Origin of the sequence: Myxococcus guangdongensis, from assembly GCF_024198255.1 — a bacterium.
GTDB classification, from domain to species: Bacteria; Myxococcota; Myxococcia; order Myxococcales; family Myxococcaceae; genus Myxococcus; species Myxococcus guangdongensis.
Genome location: NZ_JAJVKW010000015.1, coordinates 144014 through 165358 on the forward strand (window position 1 = coordinate 144014; position 21345 = coordinate 165358).

Here is a 21345-nt window from a genome sequence, read left to right on the forward strand (position 1 = left end):
GTGGCCGCCTAGTGGGAGTGGCCTTCGCCCATGCTCTCCTTGGAGAGCTCGGACTTGAGGATGAACGCACCCTGGGTGACGAGGGGCGCGCCTGGCTCGAGACCTGAGAGCAGCTCCACCTCGGTGGCGGAGCTGGCGCCCGTCTGGACCTCGACGGGACGGAACTGGTGCTCGGCGACGGGGACGAAGACGACCTGCTCCTCGCCCACCTTCTGCACCGCCGCCCGGGGCACGACGACGCGGCCCTTCACGCCCGCGTCGGTCATCGCCTCCGTGGTGACGATGTCCGCCTGCGCGAACATCCCGGGCTTGAGCGCGCCCTCGGTGTTGGCCACCACCACGCGAACCGGGATGGTGCGCGTCTTCTCGTCGACGATGTCGCCGATGTAGCCGACCTCTCCCCGGAAGCGCTTGCCGGGGACCGCCTGGACGGTGAGCTCCACCGTCTGTCCCGCGCGGACCTGGGCGAGCCGCGACTCGGGCAGGTCGAGCAGGGCCCAGAGCTGGGAGAGTTCGGCGACGGTGAAGAGGGACGTGGTGGCCTCGACGGCCTGGCCCACGATGCCGTGTATCTCCACCACGGTGCCGCTCATCGGGCTGATGGCGGGGAAGCGCGAGCTGTAGTGCTCGTTGGCGCGCAGCGTGGCGATTTCGCCGTCGGAGAGCCCCAGCGCGTGGAGTCGCCCATCGGCCGCGTTCCGCTCGGCCTGGGCGGTGACGAAGAGGCTCTCCGCCTCGCGTGTCTCGCGCTCGCTGGTGATGCCCTTGGCGAGCAGCTCCTGCTCGCGGCGGAAGTTCCCCTCCGCCACGCGCGCCTGGGTCGCCGCGGAGAGGTAGTCCGCGCGCGCCTGCCCCAGCTCCGGGCTGTCCAGGTGTCCGAGCACCTGGCCCTTCTTCACCTTCTGGCCCAACACGACGGCGAGGGTGTCGAGCCTGCCCGGAACACGAGAGGCGACCTTGGCCACGCCGTCTTGCGTGAAGGTGATGCGGGCGGGCACGGAGAGGCCGGACGAGAGCGGCTTCACCTGGGCCTGGCCGAGCTCCAGCTTCGCCGAACGCGCGGCCTCGGGCGTGAGGGTGATGAGCTGGTCGTGGTCGTCATCGTCTCCGTGCGCCGCTTCTCCGGGCGCGTGGTCGTCGCCCTCCGGGTGGTCGGATGACTTGCTGCTGGAGGAGGGCTTCGTCGCCGTTTCCGGAGGAGGGGCGCCCTTCTTCTCGGCGCAGCCGGTGGAGAGGAAGGACAGGGCCAGCGTGACGAACAGCGGGATGGACGCTTTCATTGGATGCTCCCCAGGGCCTTCAGGAGTTGAGCCTTGGCGCTGTTGAGCTCCTCGAGCGCCTCGATGTAGCCGCGTCGCGCGTCGAGGGCCTCGCGACGGATGATGAGCAGTTGCAGGAAGTCCACCTTGCCGGCGCGGTACGCCTCGGTGACCAGGCTCAGGTTCTCCTGGAGCGCGGAGAGGACATCCCCGCCGAACACGTCCGCGGCGGCCTGGGCCGTCTGGAGTCGGTTGAAGGCGAGCTCGACCTCGGTGCGCGCGAAGCGCTCGAGGGCCGCGAGGTTCTGCCGCGCCTGTCGCTCGCGCGCGGAGCTGACCCCGCGCGCGGCCTGGTTGCGGTCGAAGAGGGGCAGGTCGATGCCGAGCGTCCCCTGGAGGATGGTGCTGTCCTCCTCGCGCCCGTAGCTCACGCCCAGGCTGGGGACGGGCAGGGCCTGTCGGCGAGCAAGGCGAGATTCCGCCTGGGCCGCCTCCCATTCGAACCGCGCGGCCTTCACGTCCTGGCGCTGGCTCGCGGCCTTCTCGACGAGGGATGCGAGGGCCGGGGCGGGGGCGGATTGCGCGCGGAGCTCGCCGTCCGGCGTGATGGGCTCGGTCGGGTCCAGCCCCAGCAGGAGCTTCAGCTCCGCGTGGGCCTGGGTCCGCTGCCGCTCCGCGCGGACCCGTGCGCTCTGCGCGCGGCCCAGCTCCACGCGCGCCGTGTTGACCTCGATGTGGGTGGCCGCGCCGGCCGCGAGCCGGTCATCGGCGGCCTTGCGGCCCTCCTCCGCGAGGGCGAGCGAGTCCTGGGCGAGCGTCAGCTCCTGCTCGGCCGCGAGCGTGGCGCCGAAGGCCTGACGGACCTCCGCGGCCAGCTCCACCTTCAGCGCCTCCAGGCGGGACTGGCGAGCGGAGAGCGTGGCCTGTGCGGCGTCCTTGCGGGCTCCACGCTGGCCGAAGAGCTCGAGGGGCTGACTGAGCCCCAGGTTGAGGTCGATGGAGTTCCCCGCGTCGCGGAGGCGCGGACCGAGCGCCGCCTGGAGTTGGGGATTGCCCTGGAGGAGACGGGACGCGCCTTCGAGCTGGGCCTGGGCCGATGCGGCCTCGGCCTGGCCTTCGATGAGACGCGGGCTCTGCGCGAGCGCGAGCGCGACGGATTGCTCCATCGTCAGGGCGCGGGTCGCGAGGGCTGGCGCCGACGCGACGAAGAACAGGACTGCGAGGGGAATGGCTGTGGGACGCACGTGGGCACACCGGTGGCGAGAGCGTCGGCGGACCCGTCCCGAGCACGGGCGGAGCCAGGCGGAGCACGTCCACCAAGGCCCGCACGAGGGCTCGTCACGGGCGGTCGCCGAGACGTGAATGGAGGGCGCCTCGTCGCCGCCAGACAACGCGCGACGAAGGCCGTGAGCATGGGATGGAAGGGCGCGAGCCCGTTCACGCGCCCTGGCGTGCGTTCACGCGTGAGGCATCACTCGAACGGACGCGTGCCTTCATGCGTGACGACGCACGAACGGCGCAGGTGGGACGTGAGAAGCGGGCTTCGCCGTCAGGCCGCTATGGGCGGGCGCAGCAGTCGAGGCAGGAAGGCCTCCGCCTCGCGTTGCGGCTTGCCGAGGATGTCCTGGTGGCCGTTGTGCGCGACGGGGACGAGGCGGCTCTGGGGCGAGGGGATGAGCACCTGGCTGGCGCAGCAACCGCAGTGATGCTGCGTCGGACCACAGCCATGCTCCCGACCGGTGTCTCCCAGGTCGGATTCACCGAGCTCGGTGTGGGCGACGTGTCCGGTGAGTGAGTAGTGGACGGCCAACTCGATGGCTTCCCCGAAGGAAGGCACGAGGCCGTGCACCAACACCAGCATCACCAGGAGACGCATCACCGCGGCGTTCTAATGAAGCCGTGTGGGGGATGCAAGGTGTGACGCGGCGCACGTGTCGAGGCAGACAACAGGTCATCCCCTCGGTGGGGGTGACAGGGTTTACCGGGTCCTGCCGCGCACAGTCGTGAGGGAACGGGCTCCCGCCGACGCGGCGCATGCACGGGGCCGTGCTTGACGAACCCGGGAGCCGCCGTGTTACCCCTGCGCGCAGTAAGGGGAGTAGTTCGCGCCAGGAACCAATGGCGCAGGGATGCTCGACACACTGGCCTGAGAAGGCCCGGGCACCCACCTCGCGACGTGCGAGGCGAACGAGACCTTCGGACGGGGTTCAACCCGGCCGAGGTCGTTCGTGCGTGCGTCCCCGCTCCTCACGAGTCCCTCGGCCATGTGACGTGAGGTGCATGTCGTGCTCGAGGCAATCGTCGGTTCGTTCGTACTCGTCGCCGCCAGTGAGATGGGTGACAAGACCCAGCTGTTGGCCTTCTCCCTGGCCTCCCGGTTCCGCAAGCCCTGGGTGGTGATTCTCGGAATCCTCATCGCCACCCTGGCCAACCACGCGCTCGCCGCGAGCGTGGGCACCTGGGTGTCCTCACATGTGTCGCCCCGGGTCATGGCGGGCGTGCTGGCGGTCCTGTTCATCGCGTTCGGCCTGTGGACGCTCAAGCCCGACACGCTGGAGGAGTCGAAGAACCCCGCGCGCTTCGGCGCGCTGCTCACCACCATCATCCTGTTCTTCCTGGCGGAGATGGGTGACAAGACCCAGTTCGCCACGGTGGCGCTCGCGGCGCGCTACCAGTCCATCACGCTGGTGACGATTGGGACGACGGTGGGCATGCTCGCCGCGAACATCCCCGCCGTGTTCCTCGGCGACAAGCTCGCGGCCAAGGTGCAGATGAAGTGGGTGCGGTGGGTCGCCGCCTCCATCTTCTTCGTCTTCGGCGCGCTCTCCCTGTGGGCCGCGCTGCGGGGCGGCGTCGACATGACGGCGGGGATGTCCGCGCCGTAGGGCCGGGGCCGCTCAGCCGGTCCTCCCCGCCAGCTCCCGGGCCGCCTCGATGAAGACGCGCAGCGGCCCGGAGCGCTGCGCCCGGCTGGGGTAGTAGAGGAAGAAGCCGGGCACCGTGGGGGCGTAGTCCTCCAGCACCCGCACGAGGCGGCCGGAGTCCAGGTACTCCCGGACGGCGGGCTCCTGGACGTACGCGAGCCCTCCGCCCTCGGCGGCAATCGCCGCGCCCGCTCCGTCGTCGTTGGTGGTGACGCCGCCACGCACCGGGACGCGCCAGGTCTTCCTCCCACGCTCCAACTCCCAGGCGTACAGCGTCCCGGTCGTCTGTGATTGCAGGCCGATGCACTCGTGCTGGAGCAGGTCCTCCGGTTGCTCGGGGGCTTTGTGCGCCTTCAGATAGGACGGGGCGCCGACGACGACGAAGCGGAAGGGCTCGGTCAGGCGCAGCTGCACCATGTCGCGTTCGAGCGTCTCGCTCAGGCGCACGCCCGCGTCGTAGCCCTCCGCGACGATGTCGACGAGGCGCTGGTCCACGTCGATGTCCACCTCGACGCGAGGGTGGCGCGCCCGGAACACCGGCATCAGGGGCGCGATGACGAGCGGCACCGCCACCCGAGGAACGGAGAGCCTCAGCTTCCCGGTGACCTCCCCGGGTTGGGCCGACGTCCGCCGAAGCGCGTCGGCGACCTGCGCGAGGCCGGGCCCGGCTTCCTCCACCAGACGCCGCCCCGCGTCCGTGAGGGCCACGCTGCGCGACGTGCGGTTGAGCAGGACCACGCCCAGCTGCTCCTCCAGCTGTCGCACGGACTGACTCACGGCGGCGGTGGAGACCCCGAGCTCTCGCGCCGCGCCGCGGAAGCTCTGGAGCCTCGCCACGGCGAGGAAGACGTGGAGCTGTTGGAAGAGACCTGGCTTCATCAATCCCAGCTTAACGGCTCGTTCGCTCCGGTCGTCTAGCTCCCGGGGTGGGCGCCGCATAGTCCTGTCTCCAGGCCCCGATGCGCCAGTGAACAGGCGGCGCGGGGACCCTCGGAGAGACACATGTCCATTCAACACACCGGTCCCCTGGCGGCACCGGCTCCGCGCTCGGCGTCCTGGGGCGCGGTATTCGCGCTGACCCTCTGTGTCGCGACGCTCATCGCGTCCGAGTTCATGCCCGTGAGCCTGCTGACGCCCATCGCGTCGGACCTCCACTTGAGCGAGGGCCGCGCCGGCCAGTCGATTGCCGTGTCCGGACTCTTCGCGGTGCTGACGAGCGCCTTCGTCGCATCGGTGACGCGGTCCGTGGACCGTCGCAAGCTGCTGCTCGGCCTCACGGGGCTGATGATGGTCTCGGGCCTCGTGACGGCCCTGGCGTCCGACTTCATCGTGCTCATGGTGGGCCGGGCGCTGGTCGGAATCGTCATCGGTGGCTTCTGGTCCTTGTCCGCCGCCACCGTGATGCGGCTGGTGCCCGAAGGGGACGTGCCGCGTGCGCTCGCCCTGTTGAACGGTGGCAACGCGCTGGCCACCACCATCGCGGCGCCGCTGGGCAGCTTCCTGGGGCAGTCCATCGGCTGGCGGGGGGCGTTCTTCGCGGTCGTGCCCCTCTCGGTCCTCACGCTGGTGTGGCAGTTCTTCTCGCTGCCCTCGATGCCCCCGCGCCAGTGGAGCGCACCGCCGCGCCTCCGAGCAGCCTCGCCCTGCTGCGGCGCCCCACGGCGCGGTGGGGCATCCTCGCCGTCACGCTCTTCTTCATGGGGCAGTTCGCCCTCTTCACGTACCTGCGGCCCTTCCTGGAGACCGTCACCCGGGTCGACGGCGCCACGCTGTCGCTGCTGCTGTTGGGGATGGGGCTCGCGGGGCTGGTGGGCACGTATCTCATCGGGGCGCTCGTGGCCCGGCGGCTGTCGGTGGTGCTCGTCGCCGCGCCGGTCCTGATGGCGGTCATCGCGGTGGCGCTCGCCGCTCTGGGGCAGTCGCTCGCGGCGACAGCCGTCCTCCTGGTGGGGTGGGGGTTCATCGGTACGGCGGCCCCCGTCGCGTGGTGGACGTGGCTCAGCCGCACGCTGCCTCGGGACGCGGAGGCAGGCGGTGGCCTGATGGTCGCGGCCATCCAGCTGGCCATCACGGCGGGGGCCTCGCTCGGTGGCGTGTTGTTCGACCGGAGCGGCCACCAGGGCACGTTCGCGCTCAGCGCCGCGCTGCTCGGGGCGGGAGCCCTCCTGTCCATCCGGGCCTCGCGAGCGGCCCGCATCGGCGCGGAGGTCCCCGTGACATCGCTGGGAAATCGCACCGTCAACGCAGGCTGAACGGCCCGTTCACGTTCGACGCGTCGCGGGTGCGCGCGCTGGCCGGTAGCTCCTGGACACCACTGAATCACACACCATGAGGATGAAGACGATGACGAAGCTGAAGACTCCCCACCGCCGGTTCCTGTCGAGCGCGTTGCTGTTCGGTTCCCTGTCCGTGCTCGGCGGCTGCGCCGCGGCCTCGGCGACGCCGGCGCGCCCGACGCCAGGCCTCGCGTCCGGGGACACGCGCGACGGCGCGGACAACTTCTACACGAGCGACCGCGTCGCGGTTCAGCGCGTCGCCTTCAAGAACCAATACAAGATGGAGGTCGTCGGGAACCTGTTCGTGCCCAAGGGGCTCGAGCGTGGCGCGCGGGGCCCGGCGGTCGTCGTCGGCCATCCGATGGGGGCGGTCAAGGAGCAGAGCGCGAACCTGTACGCCACGAAGCTGGCGGAGCAGGGCTTCGTCACGTTGGCGCTGGACCTGTCCTTCTGGGGCGAGAGCGCGGGTGAGCCTCGCAACACCGTGTCACCGGACATCTACGCGGAGGACTTCAGCGCCGCGGTGGACTACCTGCGCGCCCAGTCGTTCGTGGACAGGGAGCGGATTGGCGTCCTCGGGATTTGCGGCAGCGGGAGCTTCGCCATCAGCGCCGCGAAGATCGACCCGCGCATCAAGGCCCTCGCCACGGTCAGCATGTACGACATGGGCGCCGCGAGTCGCGACGGCCTCCGGCACGCGGTGAGCCTGGCGCAGCGAAAGAAGTTCATCGAGGACGCGGCGTTGCAGCGTGACGTGGAGTTCGCGGGCGGAGAGACGCGGTACACGGGTGGGACGCCGGACACGGTGAGCGAGGAGTCGAGCCCCGTCGAGCGTGAGTTCCACGACTTCTATCGGACGGCGCGAGGGCATCGCTCGAACACGTCGACGCGCCCGACGCTCAGCAGCAGCACCCGGTTCATGAACTTCTATCCGTTCACGGACATCGAGACCATCTCGCCCCGGCCGATGCTCTTCGTGACGGGGGAGAGCGCGCACTCCAGGGAGTTCAGCGACGAGGCCTACCGGCTCGCCGCCGAGCCCAAGGAGCTGGTCGTCGTGCCAGGCGCCGGGCACGTGGACCTCTACGACCGGGTGGGCCTGATTCCGTTCGACACGTTGACCCGGTTCTTCCGCGCGAACTTGAAGTGACGCGTGCGGCGATAGGGCGTGCACACGAGGCCTGGAGTCATGTCCGGTGGATTCGGAGCGATTCGATGGAGGTGGGCTCCGCACCACCGGACGAGGTCGTGTCCACCGCCCGTCGCACGGGCCGCGCCGAACAAGTGCTCGGGACAAGGAGTCACTGCTGGAGGCGCTGCGCGAGGCGCTGGCCCAGGTGCCCGGCGCCGTCGTCACCCTCGGTCAGCCGCTCAGCCACCGCATCGACCACATGCTGTCGGGGACGCGGGCGAACATCGCGCTGAAAGTCCATGGGGATGACCTGGACCGGCTGCGGGGCCTCGCCGAGGAGGTGAAGAAGGTGACCGAGGGCACTCCGGGGGCGGTGGACGTGGCCATCGAGCAGCAACTGGACATCCCGGAGCTGGAGATTCACGCGGACCGGGACGCGGTGGCGCGCTGCGGGCTCACCACGGGAGAGGTCGCGGAGGCGGTGGAGCCGGCCTTCGCCGGGGAGACGGTGGGCTCGGTGCTGGAGGGGCAGCGGGTGGTGGACATCGCGGTGCGCCTGGATGACGCCTCCCGGGTCGACTTGTAGGCCATCGCCTCGGCGTTGGTGGACACGCCGGTGGGGCCGCCCATCCCCTTGAAGATGCTCGCGAGCGTGACGCGCGAGTCGGGCCCGAACACCATCAGCCAGGCGGGCTGCTGTCCTCCACCTTCCTCAACATGCTGGTGGTGCCCGTGCTCTTCCCGCGGTTCGGTCAGCCGCCTGTCGGCTTCCGCGGCGAGCGATGAATCAGCAGCAAGGGGCCGGACCGGTCTCCTGTCACTCCGTAGCCCGCCCGTCCGAAGTGCTCGAACCAATCCACCTCCATTCCAGCGAGGTCGCCTTCAAGCAGCCATCGACCGTCCTCCTGGTGCGACAGCGTCAGCGATGGCGCGACCGGGAGCTGGAGGAATCCCTTGGCCAGGGGCAGCTGACCCGTGAGGTGTCCCAGTCCAGTCGACTGACGTGTCCGGAGACGCTCCAGCAGCGCGAGTCGGGAGTTGAGTTTCGCCAGCCCTCCCGCCAGGACGGTGGACTCCCATCGCTGGATGTCGCGCTCCGTGGCGATGATCTCCTCCCTCAGCTCCTGGCTGGTTCCGGGCCAGAACATCCCCCGAGGAGGAAGTGGGAACCGGGTGACCGTGGCCGCGACGGCCTGCAGTGTCGGACAGGCCGGACCCGAGGCGAGGTCCATCGACCACGCCTGTTGATGACGGGAGAGCCGGACGAGTGAGAGAAAGGGCGCGCTCCGCCCGAGCGTCTCGACTGCCTCGAGGCCGCGCTCCGCTCCCGTCCCTTGAAGCCGAAGCACCACTCCCTCGCGGTCCTTCTGAAGAAGGGATGCCTCCGCGCCCCCCAGGGATTTCGCGAGCAGGGCGCGCAGGTCGTCCTCCTGGGCAGGAGGGCAGTGGCGGTGGAGTTGTTGCTCGATGGCTTGCAGCTCTCGTGCACTCTCGTCGAGGTGCGTGACGAGATAGTGCATCTCCACGTGCACGAGCCTCGCGGTGCGCACCGTGTCTCTCAGTTGGTGGATCTCCTCCGTGTCACAGGCGCAGAGTCCCCACGCCATCATGGCGAGGCACGCCCGTGCCCAGAGGCAATGACCCTGCCTTGGCCTTCCTGTGTCAGCTGCCCCCACGGACGTCCTCCCCGGCCCCCAGGGAGTCCTCCCCGTGTCTGGCTCAGGGGCGCATCATGCCGTGATGCGCTACACGTGTCCGCCGGCGTAGCGACACGTCCACCCGATGGTGCAGGAGAGGTTGGCGGGGCAGCGGCCTTGCGCGTCACAGGGGATGGCCTGCTGGTGGGTGTCCCCGGGCTGGGACTCCTGCATGTCCGCGGCAGGCACCTGCTCTGGCGCCTCACCCTCTTCCAGTCCACCACAGGCGCCCAGCACCAGCGCCACCGTGAAGACCACGGCGCTCATCCATCGCTTCGTCATGTCCGGCTCCAGGTGTGTATCGAGCGAGCGCTCACGCGGTCCTCGATGCGGATGGGAAAGGATGCCCGAGTCCACGGAGCAAGGGCATGACCTCGCGAGCAGCCCTCACCCCCACCGATGTCTCACGTGCGGTCTGCCGCTCGAGGCCCGCCTGGGAGGTCCTCGAGAGCACGGAACCTGGCGCTACCAGGGACGGGTGCTCACATCCGTGTGGCCCCCGCCGAACGTGATGGGGTCCGTGCCGCAGCCGCCCGTGTTGGCATTGGTCCCCGCGTCGTGGCCCCAGCGCCGGACCCGGACGGGGTCGCTCTGCCCTTGCTTGCCCTCACTCCACTTCGGGTCGCCGGGGACGACGGGCTTCAGTCCAGCAAGCCCTTCAGGCTGAGCTCCAGTCGGCTGCCGAGCAGTCCGAGGAGGCTCTCCAGGGCGAGCACGTCATGCTTCAACCGGGGGGCAAGCTCCAGCCGAACGCGCTCGAGCAGCTGCTTGCGAGTGGCCGCGACCCTGCGCGCGATGCCGGAGCGCGAACCGCCGTACATGCGCGTCAACCGGTCCAGGGTGAACCCATGGAGATGGTGCAGGCTCAGCAAGGTCCGCTCCTGTTCGGAGAGCACGCTCACGGCTCTTCGGAGCGACTCGGCGAGGAGCCGGCGCGCGTCCTCGCGCAGCAGCGCGCACTCGGGGTCGCGCGGGGACAGGTGCCGCGCGAGCTCCTCGGGTGACTCCGCGACGAGCTGGAGGTGCGTGTCCCGGTCCATCAGCTCTCCGGAGATGCGCGCGGCGACGATGCCCACCCAGCTGAGCAGCGGCCCCCTCCCGCCATAGCTCGCGATTCGCGGGGGCGTGTCGCCGTTGGCGACGAGCAGTCGCTCGCGGACCACCTGCAGCACCTCCTGCCGCATGCTCGGCGACAGGCGCGCGAGCCGGGCGGGGAGGTGCCGGAGGATGTGCCGCTCGAAGTCCTCGAGGGCGGTGGGCTCGCCGCTGGCACAAGCGCATGCGAGGTACAGGTCCTCGGCCCGCAGGACACGCATCACCTCGGACACCTTGCCCGCGGGCAACCGCGCGGCCAGGTATCGCACGAAGCGCTCATCGGACAGGCTCGGCGTGGGCCAGCGGGTCCGGGCCGCCGTGAGATGTCGGCGCAGCAGGACCTCGAGTCCCTCCACGGCCTCCAGCTCCGGGCGGCGCTCCGGCGGCAGCGCTGCTCGCAGATGCTCCACCAGGTCCTCCGTCTTCCGCGCGCCGCTCATCGCAACCCCTCGCTTCGTTGCCAGGCGAGGACCTTCTGGAGCCCTGCTCGACCCCGGACTCCCACCGACTCCAGCCGCGTCCGCGCCTCCTCGGCCATCGCGTGCGCTCCCACCCGGTCGGGGATTGGACGCTCCTGCATCCGCGCCCGGGCCAGCACGAAGGCGGTCCTCGCCGCGGTCAGCGGGTCACTCTGCTCACCCATTTGGAGGAGGGTGCGCCAGGCGCGCTCGAGCAAGGGCAGGGCCTGTTTCGTGTCCCCCAGTGCCAGGTGGGCCTCGCCGACACAGGTCAGGGCGCTGGCTCCGTCCGCGGTCTGCTGGCTCTGGACCTGCTCGGTGAGCCTGCGCGCGCGCTCGCAGTACATGAGCGCCTCCTTCGGAGCCTCGAGCGCCACGGCCACCTCCGCCAGGGGCAGCAGGACCGAGAGCATGCCCGCCCCCTTCGCGCCCTGCGACTTCTCCATCCGCGTCAGCGCATCCCGCAGGTCGCGCCGCGCCTCGTGATGGTTCTCGGAGAACAGGTGCGCGTACCCCCGTATCAGCAAGGGCCTGGAGGCCCGGGGCGTGTCCGGGCCCAGCGAGCGTTGGAGGCGCTCCAGGGCCTCCGTGGTCAGCGCGATGGTCTGGTCGTTGCGGCCCTGGTCGCCATGCATCATCGCCTGCTCCATGATGACCTCGACGACGAGGAAGTGGTCGGGTCCACGGATGCGTTCGAGGAGAGCGCGTGCCCGCTCGAGCAGGGGTTGTGCCTCGTCCATCCGCCCCGCGACGCGCGAGGCCATGCCGAGGTTCAGCAGCAGGTTGGAGAGGACGCCGGGCTCCGGGACGGGCGCCGCCTCCTGGAGGGCCAGCGCCTTGCGCCAGGTGTCGATGGCCTCCGTGTTCCTGCCCAGCCCGTGGTAGGCGGAGCCGACCCTGTCATAGGAGACGGCGAGGGAGGGGTTGTCGGGGCCCAGCAGCCGCTTGCGCATCTCGAGCGCCTGGAGGTGGAGCTCCAACATCTCCTGGTCCCGGCGCTGGAGCATGCGGATCTTCCCGAACTGGTGGAGGAGGCTCGCCGCGCGGAGGCTGTCCTGGCCCTGGCGCTCGCGTGAGAACTCCAGTCCCTGGCGCGCCTCCTGTTCGGCCTCCTCGAGCTTCCCCTGCTGGAGCCGGAGCGAGGACAGGGCGAGGTGCAGGTCCGACGTGAGGTCGGGGAAGCGTTCGCGGCCCAGGCGCTCGACGGCGGCCTGGGCATGCCGGACGAGCTTCTCCGCGTCCGCGGGGCGCGACAGGGCCTCGCCCACCACCCGGACGAGCGCCATCCAGGCGCGCGCCACGGTCTCGTCGTCACGCCCGGCCTCGGCGGCCCAGAGGGCCTGGTAGAGGGACTCCTCCGCCTGCTGGGGCTGGTCGCTCTCCTGGTTCATTCCGTGGGCGAGCAGCACCTCGGCCGTCAGGGGCTTGAAGTCGAGGGCGCGGGTGTCCTCGAGGAGCGCCGCCGTCACCGCGAGGCTGTCGGTGCGCCGGCCCGCCAGCAGATGGGCCCGGGCCTGCGCCAGCGTGTGCCGTGCCGCGTCCACGCGAGGCCGGAGGTGGTCCGGTGGCTGGGGACGGTGGGTGAGCCCGGGGGTGTCCCTGCAGCTGGTGAGTCCCTCGAGCGCGCTCGTCAGCACGAGCGCCTTCTCCACGGTCCGCGCGTCCGCCTTCTCCAGCACCTCCGCGGTGGTGGCGAGCTGCCACAGTCGGGTGTCGAGGCACGCCGCCGTCTGCCAGGAGTCCTTGCCCGGGTCCTCCCGGCCCGTGGCGAGGCAGGCTTCGGTCCGGAGCGTGCGCCACTGGTGGGCATAGGCGTCCAACGCGGTGGAGACCCGCTCCCAGGTCGGCGCGGCGTAGTCCTTGCCCGTGGCGAGGAAGGCCGCATGCACGCGCTCGCGCCGCGCGGGGCCCCAGGCGGCTTCCAGCTTCTGCGCCTCCTGAGCGCAGCGGGCCTCGCGCCGCTGCGTCACCCCCAGGGCGACGAGGGCGCCCAGCAGCCCCGTCACCGTCGCCGTCGTCGCCACCCAGGTCCGGACCCGTCGGGGCGGAGGGGTGAGGGCCGCCAGCAGGGGCTCCATCGACGCGAAGCGCTCCGCGGGGTCGGCGCGCAGACCGCGAAGCACCGCGCGTCGGACCCAGACGGGGACCTGCGTGTCGCGCTCGGGCGGGCGCACCTGGTCCTTCAGCATGGCCTGGGCCATCTCCCGCAGCGTCGCTCCCGGGAAGGGGCGTACTCCGTAGAGCGCCTCGTGGAGCGCCACGCAGAAGCTGAATTCATCCGAGCGCGCGTCGGCGGGTCGCCCGCGCAGCAGCTCCGGGGCCAGGTAGGCCGGGGTGCCCAGCAGGAAGCCCGTCCGGGTGAGCCGCCCGAGGCGATGGGGGAGGGCTTCGGGGCTCTCCGGCGACACGGCGAGCGCCTCGTGTGGGTCGAGGAGCCGGGCGATGCCGAAGTCCGTGACGCAGACGCGGCCATCGCGCCCCATCAGGATGTTGGCGGGCTTGATGTCCCGGTGCACCAGGCCCGCCGCGTGCGCGGCCGCCAGCCCCCGTCCCACCTCCAGGAAGACGCGCAGCACCTCCCGCCAGGCTCGACGCTCCTTCATCCACTCCGCCAGGGTGGTGCCCTCCACCAACGCCATCGTGAAGAAGAGGCAGTCCTCGTGGGTGCCCACGTCGAAGAGGGTGACGACGTTGGGGTGGGAGAGCCGGGCGAGGGCCTGCGCCTCGCGCTGCAGGCGCTGCTGCAACTCCGCGCGCTGGCGTCCCTCGGGGCGCAGCACCTTGAGGGCCACCTGGCGGCCCAGCTCGGGGTCCTCCGCCGCGTACACCACACCCATGGCGCCAGCGCCCAGCCGCGCTCGCACGACATAGCGGGAGACGCGGGTCCCCGGTGTCAGGAATTGGAGGGGAGCCAGGGTGGGCGCCGTCGCATCATCGAGTTGGGTCCGGACGTCGTCTCCGGCGGCCAGGGCCCATCGACAGTCGGCGCAGCGCTCCACGTGGGCCAGGACGTGGGCGCGGTGGCTTTCGGCGAGCAGTCCCGCGAGGAAGTCCGCCAGCGTCGTTTCGGAGGGGCACGACTCCGCCCCGCGCTCCGGTCCGGCCGGGGTGGCGGGTATGGTTTTTCGCTCGTTCATGAGGCCCCCCTCGGGAAAACTGGGATGTGAACAGGGCCGCGCCCTCCTTATTCACGAGGAGGAATGTACAGGATTGCGTGGACTGCCTTGCGTTGACTGTCTTACAGCGATGGCGTTGGTTTTCCACCGGGGTGTGCGAGCCTCTCCGATGTACGTCGCGTCAGTCCTCTTCGCCCGTCGTCATGTCCGCCGGGTCGGGGTCGTAGCGGAGCAGCTCCCCCGGCTCGCAGCCGAGCGCCAGGCAGAGCTTGGACAGGGTCGAGAAGCGCACCCCACGGACCTTGCCCGAGCGGAACAGGGACAGGTGCGTCTGGCTCACGCCAATCTGCTCGGCGAGCTGCTTCGCCTTCATGCCTCTTCGGGCGAGCACCTCGTCCAGCATGATTCGAATCGGCATCAGAAGATCTCTTCGAGCTCGCTCTGCAGAGCGGAGGCATGCGTCAGGACGTGCGCGAGGAGCGTCAGCGCGAGCCCCACCGCGCCCAGCACCAGACCTCCCACGTCGTAGGCGATGACATAGCCCGGCTGGAAGCCGAGCGCGCGCATCAGGCTGGGGACGATGAACACGCCCAGCAGCGCGCCTGACGCCAACATGACTCCGACGCGACGCAGGGCGCGGGTGATGGTCGGCGTGAAGAGCTCGCCTCGCGCGAACGCCGCCAGCGCCTGCCGCACCCACCAGAGCGCCAGCAGGTAGAACACCTCCGGGACCGCCGCCACGCCCTGCTGCGCCCACCGGCGCGCCGACTCCCCACCCCCCTCCCGGAACAGCGCGAGCGTGACGGCGGAGAAGCGCTCCAACACCAGCAGCGCCGTCAGCAGCGCGACCAGCAGGGTCATCAGGCGACGCAGCTGCCCGCTTCGGCTGCGGATTCGGGCGGTCGTGGTCTTCGCGGTCATGGCGAAGGGGACTTTAAGCTTGACTTAAATTCCGAGGCCACTCATTTAATTTAGAGTTAAATTTTTCGACTCGAGGTCCTGGTCCATGAACTGCGTCGAAGTCCGGGAGCTGGTGCATCGCTATGGCGGGGACACGGTGCTGGGAGGCATCGAGCTCCAGGTGCCTCAGGGGAGCATCTACGGCTTCCTGGGGCCCAACGGCGCCGGGAAGACCACGACGCTGCGGCTGCTGCTGGGGCTGCTGAAGAAGCAGCAGGGCTCCATCACCCTGTTCGGACAGAGCCTCGACGCACATCGCATCGACATCCTGCGCAAGGTCGGCGCGCTCATCGAGAGCCCCTCGGTCTACGACCACCTCACGGCCGTCGAGAACCTGGAGCTCTTGCGGCGGGTGCATCGGTGCCCGCCCCGTCGCATCCAGGAGGTGCTGTCCCTGGTCGACCTGGCGGACACGAAAGGCAAGAGCGCCCGCCAGTTCTCGCTGGGGATGCGGCAGCGGCTGGGCATCGCCATCGCGCTCCTGCACAGCCCCGAGCTGCTCATCCTGGATGAGCCCACCAACGGGCTCGACCCGAACGGCATCATCGAGATGCGAGAGCTCCTGAAGCGGCTCAACCGCGAGCACGGCATCACCATCCTCATCTCCAGCCACCTGCTGGCGGAGATTGAGCGGTTGGTGACGGACGTCGGCGTCATCAGCCACGGGGTGATGCGCTTCCAGGGGCCGATGAGCGAGCTCAAGCGCAGACAGCCGCGCGGGCTCACGCTCAGCCTGCGGACCAACGATGACGGCAAGGCCCTACGAGTCCTCGCGGAGCAGGGCCTGGGAGCGCGGGCCGACGAAGGGCGGCTCGTCCTGCCCAGGTCCTCCGACGGGGAGGTCGCCGCGGTGAACCGGTGCCTCGTGAGTCAGGGCCTGGAGGTGTACGAGCTCAGCGCCGGCGGGAACGACCTCGAGGCCAACTTCATGGAGCTCATCGAGGTGCGCCCATGAGCCCGGCCTTCTTCTTCAGTCTCCAGAGTGAGTGGCTCAAGCAGCGCAAGAGCCTCGCCTCCTGGATGGTGTTGTTGGGGGCGTTCTTCACGCCGGCCATCGTCGTCGTGGTCCGGCTGCTCCATCACGAGGCGCTGCCGGCGCTCTACGCCAAGGAGGACTTCTGGTCCGCGCTCTGGAAGAGCTCGTGGGAGTCGGCGGCCATCTTCTACCTCCCCATCGGGGGCATCCTGGCGACGACGCTGATTGCGCAGATTGAATACAAGAACAACGCCTGGAAGCTGGTGCACGCGCTGCCGCTGAGCCTGGCGACCCTCTACTTCTCCAAGCTCGCCATCGTCCTGTTGATGCTCGGACAGTTCTTCGTGCTGTTCAACGTGGGCATCTACCTGTCCGCCGTCCTCCCGCCGCTGCTCGTGTCGGGCGTGCCCTTCCCGAAGGGGCCCGTGCCCCATGCACGCTTCCTCTGGGACAATGGATGGTTCTTCCTGGACTGCCTGCCCATCGTGGCGCTGCAGTACGCCATCAGCCTGCGCTTCCGGAACTTCCTCACCCCCGTGGGCATCGGCTTCATGCTCTGGGTCGGCACGCTGGCCGCGCTGTCCTGGCGGTGGAACTTCGTCATCCCATACTCGTACACGATGATTGAATACCTGAGCGCATGGAGCAGCGCGAAGGTCGCCACGCCCGCGGTGGACATCCACGTCATGGCCCTCGGGTACTCCCTCCTCTTCACGCTCGTTGGCTACGGACTCTTCGCGACCCGGGAGGAGAAGGGTTGAGCGCCCAGGCTCATACCCTGGGACACTCGCGCCCCATCGAACGCCTGCCATCTTCTCGGCCGTGCGTTGCGACCGACTCGCAGGGTGGGTGGGGTGGGGCGTGGTGCTGCTCGGCGGCAGCGCCGCTGCGGGCCCGTTCACCCGAGAGCCCTACCTCCAGAATGTGACACAGGAGCAGGCGCTCATCGTCTTCAACCTCCAGCGCCCATGCCCCGCCTCGGTTCGCCTGGGCCGGGCTGGGGCGGCGATGGAGGGCCTGGTGACGAGCGACGTGGCGCGCACCCAGCACGTGCTGCCGCTGAAGGGACTCCAGGGCGGGACGGCCTACGACTACGTCGTGGAGGCCTGTGAGGAAAAACTCGGGCCGTTCACGTTCCGGACGGCCCCCGCGCCCGGGGAGGAAGTCCACTTCATCGCAGTGGGAGACTCGGGAACCGGAGGGGTGATGCAGCTGCGCGTGGTCGAGGCCATGCACGCCGCGGACCCGCAGCTGTTCCTCGGGCTGGGCGACAACGTCTACTCATCCGGGACGCATGCGGAGTTCCAGAACCGGTTCTTCTCGCCCATGGCGAAGCTGCTGCGGCGCACGCCCGTCTTCGCGACCCCGGGCAATCACGAATACCTGACGGACCGCGCCCAGCCCTACTTCGACAACTTCCATCTCCCCACGAACAACCCCAGGGGCACGGAGCGGTACTACTCGTTCGACTGGGGCGACGCGCACATCGTCTCCATCGACACGAGCTGCGCCATGGGGCTCGCCGGCCGCGACTGTTCAGCCGAGGAGCAGCACGCGTGGCTCGTGGAGGACCTCCGCGCGAGCCCGCTGCGCTGGAAGCTGGTCATCATGCACCATCCTCCCTGGTCCAGCGGCGGACACGGCATCGACACCCAGTTCCGGGAGATGTTCGCGCCGGTCTTCGAGGAGGGGGGCGTGGACCTGGTCCTCGCCGGACATGACCATGATTACGAGCGGACGTTTCCCCTCGTGGGCGAGCGGGTGGCGCCCAAGGGGAAGCCCGGGGTGACCTATGTCGTGGTGGGAACGGGGGGCGCGGTGCTGCGCAAGTTCCCGGTCCCCAAGCCCCGGTGGACCTCGGTGCGCAGCGACAAGGATTATGGCTTCCTCAGCGTTCGCATCCATGAGGATGTCCTGACCGCGAGACTGGTGACACCGGATGGCGGCATCGCGGATGAGTTCACCCTCTCGAAGCGATTCGACCTCACGCTGTCCGTGGTCGCCAGTCCCCTTCGAGGGCGCGCGCCCCTGACGGTCGCCTTCACGGCGGCACCGAGCCGTGAGGGCGCGAGCATCGAATGGCTCCTGGGCAAGGAAGACGTCGTGGGCACGGGGCCCGACCACACGCAGGTGTTCCAGACGCCAGGGGTCTTCGAGGTCCGCGTGCGGGCCGCCCTCGGGTACGCCCGCGCGGAGCAGCGGCTGCTCATCGAGGTGGAAGCACCGCCTGCGCTCCCAGAGCCTCCTCCGCGTCCGCCGGCTCCACCTCCGGGGCCCGCGCCGCGTCCGGGCCGGCAGGTGGTGGCCGAGCCGCTCCATGAGACGACAGGGCCCCTATCGTCGGGCGGTTGCACGGGCGCCATGGCGGCGCCGCTGTTGCCGCTCGTCGAGCTGTGGGCCAGGTCACTGCGTCGGGCGGGACTCCGTCGCCAGGCCCGGCGGGATTGAGCCGCGCTCGCTTCAGCCCGGTCCGTCCCCGCCATGTGGAGAAGGACCCGCCGCCCCACCGTCATGACGAACGACGAAGGCCACCCAGCCACCGGGGCGGTTCTCGGCGCTCACCGTGGCCCCCAGCACGCCGGCCAGTGAGCGCACCAGCGAGAGGCCGATGCCGCTGTGCTCCTCGGTCCCCGTGCGGGACGCATCGGCGCGGTAGAACCGCTCGAAGATGCGCTCCAGGATGGGCGGGGGGATGTGCGGCCCGCTGTCCTCGACCTCGACGAGGAGGCCTCGCTCGAGGTCGCTCGATACGCGGATGATGCCCCCGGCTTCCGTGTAGTCCGTCGCGTTGCCGAGCAGGTTGCCCAGGATGAGCCGGAGCTTCTCGCGGTCCGACCGCAGGACGACGGAGCCTTCCACGAGGTTCTCGAACCGCAGGCCGCGCGAGCGTGCACGGCCGGCGAGCGGGGTGAAGCTGGCGTCGACCAGCTGCCGCAGGGCGATGGCCTCCTGCTTCACGGGCATCTGCCGCGCGTCCAGGCGCGCCAGCAGGAGCAGTCGCTCCACCAGGCCCTGCATCAACCCGACGACGCCGAGCGCCTCGGCGAGCGCGGTGGCGTGCTCGCGGGGAGAGCGCTCACGCATCGCGGAGACCTCCAGGATGGTCCGCAGGCCGGAGAGCGGCGTGCGCAGCTCGTGGCTCACGTCCGCGCTGAACTGCCGCTCCCGCTCGAAGGCGACCTCCAGTCGCGCGAGCAGGCCGTTCAGGCGTGTCACCACCGGACGCAGCTCGTCGGGGACCTCCGCCTCCTCCAGCCGGGTGTCGAGCCGCGCGCCGTCGATGGCCTCCACGCGGGAGGCGAGCGCCTCGAGCGGGCGCAGGCCCCGGCGGGTCGCCACCACGCCCGCCAGGATGGCGAGCACGAGCGTCGTCGCGCCCGTGGCCACGAGCGCCCCCGTGAGCAGCGAGGTGACGGTGTCCAGTGTCCCCGTCTCCCGCGCCACGGAGACCACGACGTGGACGGCACCCTCCTCCTCGTCCCCGGCGGGGAGCCGCGCCGTGAACATGCGGCCGTGCAGCCCCTGCGGAAGCTCGAGCGCGAGGTGGACGGGCTCGGCGGGCCAGGGCGTCCTGGGGAGCTGTCCTTCGCGCAGCCCCGCGGAGCGGGTGATGAGCTGGCCGTCCGGGCTCCGCACCTCGAAGAAGGAAGGCGCGTCTGCCTGGGTGAGGAGCAGCAGCGCGGAGGACTCGACCTCCCAGCGGCCGTCATCCTTGCGCTCGATGAGGCTCGCGATGGCGCGGGCCTCCGCGGCGAGCGTGTTGTCGAACTGATGGGTCAGCGCGCGGGTGAAGACGGCGTGGAGCAGGAGGGAGAAGCCGAACAGCGCGGCTCCCAGCACCACGGCGTTCGTCACCGCGAGCCTGCGCCGCAGCGAGGGCACGCGACTCATTCCGGCGCTCCCAGGACATAGCCCTGCCCGCGGCGCGTCTGGATGAGCTTGTGCTCGTGGTCCGCGTCGATCTTCCGTCGCAGGTATCCGATGTAGACATCCACGACGTTGCTGGAGGGCTCGGTCGCGAAGTCGTAGACGTGGTCCCAGATCTCCATCCGGGTCACCACGTGTCCTCGGCGCGCGCAGAGGTATTCGAGCACGGCGTACTCCCGCGCGGACAGGGGGATGGCGCGCCCGGCTCTCTTCACGGTCCGGGCGGTGAGGTCGACTTCCAGGTCATCGATGAGGACCTGCGTCTCCCGCTGGCCATAGCGCCGTCGGGCCATGGCCCTCACCCTGGCCAGCACCTCCTCGAACGCGAACGGCTTGACCAGGTAGTCATCCGCGCCGGCGTCGAGCCCCAGCACACGGTCCGCCACGGTGTCCCTCGCCGTCAGCAGCAGCACGGCCGCGGGGTGGCGCTGCTTGCGCAGTCGCTGGAGGAGCGTGAGCCCATCCAGCTTGGGGAGCATGACGTCCAGGAGGATGACGTCGTAGGGACAGGACTGCGCGCACGCCAGACCCTCTTCTCCATCCATGGCCGGGTCCACGGCGTGCCCCGCCTCCCGGAGTCCCTGGACGATGGCGCGGGAGAGCGGCGCGAAGTCTTCGACGACCAGGATGCGCATCGTGGGAGTGAACACGCCTCCAGGGCGCGCCTTTCACGCAACGGGAACGAGCGGCCTGCCGCCCTCCTGTCCGCCAGCGGTAGCACCGTGTCCGCCGGGAGGACAACGAAGGCGGGGCCGTGTTCGGGACACACGGCCCCACCCGGGGCATGGACGTCACGCGGTGCTAGTCCTCGTCCTCCTCGCCGTGCTGCCCGCCCGGGTGTTTCCCGGCGTCACGGCCGTGTTCCAGCAGCTTGCCCTGGCCGTCGAAGACGAGCTCCTGCTTCCTGCCTTGCTGCTCGACGATGAGCTCGTAGCGGACGGTGTCTCCCTTCGTCTCCTTCTCGATGCGCTGGACGCGGGCCGAGGCGTAGGGGGACTTCGCGAGCGACTGGCCCACCTCGGCGGGCAGCTCCTGGCGCGTGAGCGTCCGCTCCTCGGAGAGCAGGGTGCCATCCGCCGTCAGGCTGGCCTCCACCTTGTGGGCGCCGGAATCGAAGACGACCTCGTACACCTGCTGGCCCTTCTCCTCCTCCATCGAGAAGCGCTGGGCCTTCGCGTCGGGGTACTTGCTGGCGACGGTGGCCTTCACCGCCGCGGGGACATCGGAGGGCTGGACGGCCACGTCCTTCGCCCAGGCGGGCCCGACGGCCCCCATCATCGCGAGGGTTCCCATCACCGCCATCTTCCAGGTCTTCATGGGTGTGCTCCTGTCTCGGGCGGTGGACCATCCACCGCCGTGCTGCCGTTGCCGTAGATAGCGGCCGTTCATGAGAGGACCGTGAGAAGGTCTTCCCGCGAGGAGCCGCCGACCTGGGGAGGGCTCGCGAGGCCGTGGCCGAGGTGGGACACGGCCTTGTCCGTCTCGGCCATGAGACTTCCCGCGCGCAGGTCCGTTGAACAGGCGC

At 70.2% G+C, this 21345-nt stretch carries 19 protein-coding genes and 1 pseudogene; 7 read left to right on the forward strand and 13 right to left on the reverse strand.

Features of this window, described 5'->3' with window-relative positions; genetic code table 11:
* Window positions 1–8 precede the first annotated feature (8 nt).
* From LXT21_RS35930 to LXT21_RS35940, 3 genes are all read right to left on the reverse strand, one after another.
* The gene (locus LXT21_RS35930) at window positions 9–1280 is read right to left on the reverse strand and encodes an efflux RND transporter periplasmic adaptor subunit (RefSeq protein WP_254042745.1); all 1272 of its coding nucleotides are present in this window, start codon (window positions 1278–1280) and stop codon (window positions 9–11) included.
* Window positions 1277–2503: a TolC family protein gene (locus LXT21_RS35935; RefSeq protein ID WP_254042746.1), complete on the reverse strand. Its 1227-nt coding sequence runs from the start codon at window positions 2501–2503 to the stop codon at window positions 1277–1279. The genes LXT21_RS35930 and LXT21_RS35935 overlap by 4 nt, the downstream gene beginning before the upstream one ends.
* A 305-nt stretch (window positions 2504–2808) precedes the next feature.
* A complete protein-coding gene (locus LXT21_RS35940; protein ID WP_254042839.1) occupies window positions 2809–3135 on the reverse strand; it encodes a hypothetical protein in 327 nt (108 codons plus the stop codon).
* 409 nt (window positions 3136–3544) lie between these two features.
* Between LXT21_RS35940 and LXT21_RS35945 the strand changes: the two genes are divergently transcribed.
* Window positions 3545–4144: a TMEM165/GDT1 family protein gene (locus LXT21_RS35945; RefSeq protein WP_254042747.1), complete on the forward strand. Its 600-nt coding sequence runs from the start codon at window positions 3545–3547 to the stop codon at window positions 4142–4144.
* A 12-nt stretch (window positions 4145–4156) separates the two neighbouring features.
* On the opposite strand, the gene LXT21_RS35950 is transcribed toward LXT21_RS35945, so the two are convergent.
* Window positions 4157–5062 carry a LysR family transcriptional regulator gene (locus tag LXT21_RS35950; protein ID WP_254042748.1) on the reverse strand — a complete coding sequence of 302 codons (906 nt, stop codon included), beginning with the start codon at window positions 5060–5062 and terminating at the stop codon, window positions 4157–4159.
* Window positions 5063–5296: 234 nt separating this feature from the next.
* Between LXT21_RS35950 and LXT21_RS45565 the strand changes: the two are divergent.
* From LXT21_RS45565 to LXT21_RS35970, 3 genes and pseudogenes are all read left to right on the forward strand, one after another.
* Window positions 5297–6435 (forward strand): annotated as a pseudogene (locus LXT21_RS45565) (MFS transporter).
* Between the two features lie 91 nt (window positions 6436–6526).
* Window positions 6527–7609, forward strand: a complete 1083-nt coding sequence (locus LXT21_RS35965) for an alpha/beta hydrolase (RefSeq protein WP_254042751.1) — start codon at window positions 6527–6529, stop codon at window positions 7607–7609.
* 46 nt (window positions 7610–7655) lie between these two features.
* Entirely contained in the window at window positions 7656–8177 is a 522-nt protein-coding gene (locus LXT21_RS35970) for an efflux RND transporter permease subunit (protein ID WP_254042752.1), read from the forward strand.
* A 166-nt stretch (window positions 8178–8343) separates the two neighbouring features.
* On the opposite strand, the gene LXT21_RS35975 is transcribed toward LXT21_RS35970, so the two are convergent.
* From LXT21_RS35975 to LXT21_RS36000, 6 genes are all read right to left on the reverse strand, one after another.
* A complete protein-coding gene (locus tag LXT21_RS35975) occupies window positions 8344–9201 on the reverse strand; it encodes a hypothetical protein (protein WP_254042753.1) in 858 nt (285 codons plus the stop codon).
* A gap of 135 nt (window positions 9202–9336) precedes the next feature.
* Complete coding sequence (locus LXT21_RS35980) at window positions 9337–9570, reverse strand: hypothetical protein (protein WP_254042754.1); 234 nt, start codon at window positions 9568–9570, stop codon at window positions 9337–9339.
* A 359-nt stretch (window positions 9571–9929) separates the two neighbouring features.
* Window positions 9930–10823, reverse strand: a complete 894-nt coding sequence (locus LXT21_RS35985) for an RNA polymerase subunit sigma-70 (RefSeq protein ID WP_254042755.1) — start codon at window positions 10821–10823, stop codon at window positions 9930–9932.
* On the reverse strand, window positions 10820–13978 hold the full coding sequence (locus tag LXT21_RS35990) for a serine/threonine-protein kinase (RefSeq protein WP_254042756.1): 3159 nt from the start codon (window positions 13976–13978) through the stop codon (window positions 10820–10822). The genes LXT21_RS35985 and LXT21_RS35990 overlap by 4 nt, the downstream gene beginning before the upstream one ends.
* 160 nt (window positions 13979–14138) lie before the next feature.
* Entirely contained in the window at window positions 14139–14375 is a 237-nt protein-coding gene (locus LXT21_RS35995) for a helix-turn-helix domain-containing protein (protein ID WP_254042757.1), read from the reverse strand.
* Complete coding sequence (locus LXT21_RS36000) at window positions 14375–14878, reverse strand: DUF2975 domain-containing protein (protein ID WP_254042758.1); 504 nt, start codon at window positions 14876–14878, stop codon at window positions 14375–14377. Before LXT21_RS36000 ends, LXT21_RS35995 begins: the two co-directional genes overlap by 1 nt.
* Window positions 14879–14963: 85 nt before the next feature.
* On the opposite strand from LXT21_RS36000, the gene LXT21_RS36005 reads away from it, so the two are divergent.
* From LXT21_RS36005 to LXT21_RS36015, 3 genes are all read left to right on the forward strand, one after another.
* On the forward strand, window positions 14964–15872 hold the full coding sequence (locus LXT21_RS36005; RefSeq protein ID WP_254042759.1) for an ABC transporter ATP-binding protein: 909 nt from the start codon (window positions 14964–14966) through the stop codon (window positions 15870–15872).
* Window positions 15869–16654, forward strand: a complete 786-nt coding sequence (locus LXT21_RS36010) for an ABC transporter permease (protein ID WP_254042760.1) — start codon at window positions 15869–15871, stop codon at window positions 16652–16654. The genes LXT21_RS36005 and LXT21_RS36010 overlap by 4 nt, the downstream gene beginning before the upstream one ends.
* Before the next feature lie 100 nt (window positions 16655–16754).
* Window positions 16755–18341 carry a metallophosphoesterase gene (locus LXT21_RS36015; protein WP_254042761.1) on the forward strand — a complete coding sequence of 529 codons (1587 nt, stop codon included), beginning with the start codon at window positions 16755–16757 and terminating at the stop codon, window positions 18339–18341.
* A gap of 12 nt (window positions 18342–18353) precedes the next feature.
* On the opposite strand, the gene LXT21_RS36020 is transcribed toward LXT21_RS36015, so the two are convergent.
* From LXT21_RS36020 to LXT21_RS36030, 3 genes are all read right to left on the reverse strand, one after another.
* Window positions 18354–19784 carry an ATP-binding protein gene (locus LXT21_RS36020; protein ID WP_254042762.1) on the reverse strand — a complete coding sequence of 477 codons (1431 nt, stop codon included), beginning with the start codon at window positions 19782–19784 and terminating at the stop codon, window positions 18354–18356.
* The gene (locus tag LXT21_RS36025; protein WP_254042763.1) at window positions 19781–20470 is read right to left on the reverse strand and encodes a response regulator transcription factor; all 690 of its coding nucleotides are present in this window, start codon (window positions 20468–20470) and stop codon (window positions 19781–19783) included. The genes LXT21_RS36020 and LXT21_RS36025 overlap by 4 nt, the downstream gene beginning before the upstream one ends.
* Before the next feature lie 151 nt (window positions 20471–20621).
* A complete protein-coding gene (locus LXT21_RS36030; protein ID WP_254042764.1) occupies window positions 20622–21137 on the reverse strand; it encodes a PepSY-like domain-containing protein in 516 nt (171 codons plus the stop codon).
* Window positions 21138–21345: the final 208 nt, after the last annotated feature.